The sequence below is a fragment of the Saccharomonospora saliphila YIM 90502 genome, from assembly GCF_000383795.1.
Taxonomy (GTDB): domain Bacteria; phylum Actinomycetota; class Actinomycetes; order Mycobacteriales; family Pseudonocardiaceae; genus Saccharomonospora; species Saccharomonospora saliphila.
The window spans coordinates 92,366-95,571 of sequence record NZ_KB912696.1; the positions used below are offsets into that span (position 1 = coordinate 92,366).

The following is a 3,206-nucleotide window of genomic DNA, read 5'->3' on the forward strand; positions in this document are numbered from 1 at the left end:
CCTGCCCGTGCTCCGCGCTGCCACGCCGCCCGCCTCCGCGTGCGCGAGAGCCGCGTCTCCGCGCCGAGGTGGGGCGGCGCTTGGCGTGCTCACCACCCCGTCGCGCGGACGATCGCCGTCTCCAGCACCGGGGCGAGCGTGCGGGAGTAGACCGTGGTCAGGTGTGCGTCGTCGCGGTAGACGAGCACGTTGCCGACCACGGCCGGGCACTGTCCCTCCGGGCACACGTACCGGGTGAGGTCGGTCAGCGACACCGTCTCCGGCACGTCGGTCAGCGCGCGGGCCGGGTCGGAGGGAGCGTGGCTGTACGAGGCGGGGTAGAGGCACTCGTCCGCGCCGCGCGTGGCCACGCAGGAGGCGCCGTCGCCTTCGACGCGGGGCAGGTCGCGCACGCCGAGGACGTCGATACCGAGGTCGGCGAGTTGCCGCCAGCGTTCGACGAAGCCGTCGAAGGCGCGCTCGCCGTCGGCGGTGGCGCGGGTGGAGGAGGTGAGAACCACGTCCGGGCGCAGCCGGGCCAGTTCGGTCATGAGGTTCTCGCGCCACCGCAGGCACTGGGTGTAGACCGCGCCGTCGACGGTGTGCGGGGTGTCGGTGCTGAACTGGCAGGAGCTCTTGGTGATGTTGTGCACGCGCCAGCCCCGCTCGTCGGCGATCTCGCGCAGCGCGGGATACCAGTGGGCACTGCGCGAGGCGCCCACCACGGCGATGCTGTGTTCGGCCTCGGCCGGGCCGTGCGAGCACACGCGCGCCTCGGTCTGTTCCAGGCTCGCGTGGCAGCCCACGTCGTAGGTGTCGGGCACGTCCTCGCGGGCGTCCGCCGGGGCGGGCACCACGGGCGCGGACGGCAGCGAGGCCGCCAGCTCGGGCGAGGTCAGTACGCGCGCACCGGGATAGTCGCTCGCGTTCTCCTCGGTCACCGTGACCACCTGCCGGTCGTCCAGTCGCGCGGTCCACAGGGTCGTCACCACGAGCACGGGCGCCAGGAAGGCGGCGACGACGGCCATCGCCCAGCCGGGATGGGTCCGGGGCCGGGTGAAGGCGTTGACCGGCTTCTCCAGCAGCGTCCGGGTCAGGACCGCGAGCCCGACGGACACCGCGAGCACCGCGAGCCCGCCGGGCAGCGTGGCCACGGACCGTTCGGTCTGCGCGAGATACACCACCAGCACCGGCCAGTGCCACAGGTACAGCGCGTAGGAGATGGCGCCCAGCTGGGTCAGCGGCCGCCACGTGAGCAGCCGGTCGGCGGCGACGGGACTGCCGGTGGTCCCGGCCAGCAGCACCAGGGCGGCGGCGCCGACCGGCCACAGTGCCACGTAGCCGGGGAACATGGTCGAGACGTCGAACAGTGCGCCGCAGGCGATCAGCGCCGCGAGTCCCAGCCAGCCCAGCGCCACCCGCATCGGCCGGGGCAGGCGGATCAGGGGAAGGGTGAGCGCGAGGATGCCGCCGAGGGCGAACTCCCACAGCCGCGCGCCGAGGTCGAAGTAGGCCCACGCCTGGTCGGCGTCGGTGAGCAGTACCGAGTACGTCAGCGACCCCGCGAACACCGCGCCGCAGGCGACGAGGCCCGCCGTGCGCGTGCCCGCTCCGGCGCGGCGGGCCACGGCCACGGTCACGGCGATCAGCACGGCCCAGACGACGTAGAACTGGCCCTGGATGGACAGCGACCAGAAGTGCTGCACGGGGCTGGGCAGTTCGGTGCGGTCGAGGTAGTCCACGGCGGAGGTCGCCAGTGACCAGTTCTCCACGTAGAGGGCGGAGGCGACGGCCTCGGCGATGGTGCCGCGCCAGCGCGGCTCGGGCAGCCACAGCCAGGTCGCGCCCAGCACCCCGACCAGGACGACGCCCACCGGCGGGAACAGCCGTTTGAACAGGCGGCTGAAGAACGCCGCGAATCGCACGCGCCCGGCCGACTCGGTCATCCGCAGCAGCGACCCGGTGATGAGGAACCCGGTGAGCAGCAGGAACACGTCCACGCCGCCGGAGACTCGGCCGAACCAGATGTGGTAGACGGCCACGAGCAGCACGGCCACGGCCCGCAGACCCTCGATCTCGGGGCGGTGGCCCGCGGTCGTCGCCCGGCCGGGTGGTTCCGGAGCGGACGGGTCGGTGGAGGAGCCGGTCGCACCGGAGGCGGAAGTGTTCAGCGTCGTCGTCATGCTGCCTTGGGGTCGAGGCCGGACCGGGGACGGGGCCGCGGGGGTGGCCGGAGCCGGGGCGGTGCAGGCCCGCGTGCCCGGGGGCGGGCGCACGCGGTGCCGGGTCAGCGGGCGAGGTGCTCGCTCACCACCGTGCGCAGGACGGCGGAATCCTCCGTCGAGTTGAGGACCTTCGCCGCGGCGTCGGCGTTGCGTTTGAGGGCGCGCACCCGCTCCACGTCGAGCTTGGCCAGCGTGTCCCGCAGGGCCCGCGCCGAGGGGTCCGGGGCGATGGCGCCGAGGTCGTGGTCGGTGATGAGCCGGTCGGTCTCCGGGGCGGAGTTGAACACCACGCCGAGCCGGGCCTGCACGAAGTCGAAGATCTTGTTCGGCAGCATGAGCCGGTGGTTCGGCGTCAGCGGCGGCAGGCTGTAAATCCCGACGTCGTAGGCGTTGAGCGTGGGCACCAGTTGCTCGGTGCTCACCGGCGGATGCAGGCGGATGCGCTCGTCGCCGCCGATCAGCTCCCGCAACCGGTCGAGGTACCGGCCGCCGTCCCGGGCGGGCACCAGGTACAGGTCGAGGCTGTAGGTCTCGTCCAGCTCGCGTACGGCCTCGATGAGCGCTTCGATGTTGCGGCCCGGCACCGCGCCGCCGCTGTGCACCAGGCGGATGCGGTCGTCGGGCACCTCGCTCGGGGCCAGCTCGCGGTAGGCGCCCGCGTTGCGCACCGTGTGGGTGGACACGCCGAAGTGCTGCCGGTACAGCTCGCCGATGGAGTCGTTGACGGTGGTCACCGCCGCCATCCTCGGCAGGTAGGTGCGGCACTGGTGGGTCATGAACGGCTTCACCAGCAGCCGCCACGAGCGCACGTGCGTGCGCTCCTCGGGTGCCCACTCGTGCATGTCGGCGATCACGGGGGCGCCGTCGGCGACCTCGTGGGCCAGGGCCATCGCGCGCGCTTCGTTGGCGACGACGACGTCGAACCGGCGCCCGGCGAGCGCCTGGCGGGCGGCGCGCACGGCGGGCGCTGCCCGCTCGACACGGCGGAACCGGCGCAGCGCG

The 3,206-nt window shown here is 73.5% G+C and carries 2 protein-coding genes; both read right to left on the reverse strand.

The genetic code is table 11. The annotated features are described in order from the left end of the window. Nucleotides 1-89: 89 nt before the first annotated feature. Entirely contained in the window at nt 90-2,162 is a 2,073-nt protein-coding gene (locus tag SACSA_RS0115540) for an acyltransferase family protein (protein ID WP_019818545.1), read from the reverse strand. A 104-nt stretch (nt 2,163-2,266) separates the two neighbouring features. After that, nucleotides 2,267-3,206 (reverse strand): glycosyltransferase (locus SACSA_RS23230; protein WP_019818547.1); only part of this gene is annotated, 940 nt, incomplete at its 5' end.

What these genes read in the sequence shown, in the direction of transcription:
- SACSA_RS0115540 (WP_019818545.1), bottom strand. Translation starts at nt 2,162, where the DNA reads ATGACGACGACGCTGAACACTTCCGCCTCCGGTGCGACCGGCTCCTCC.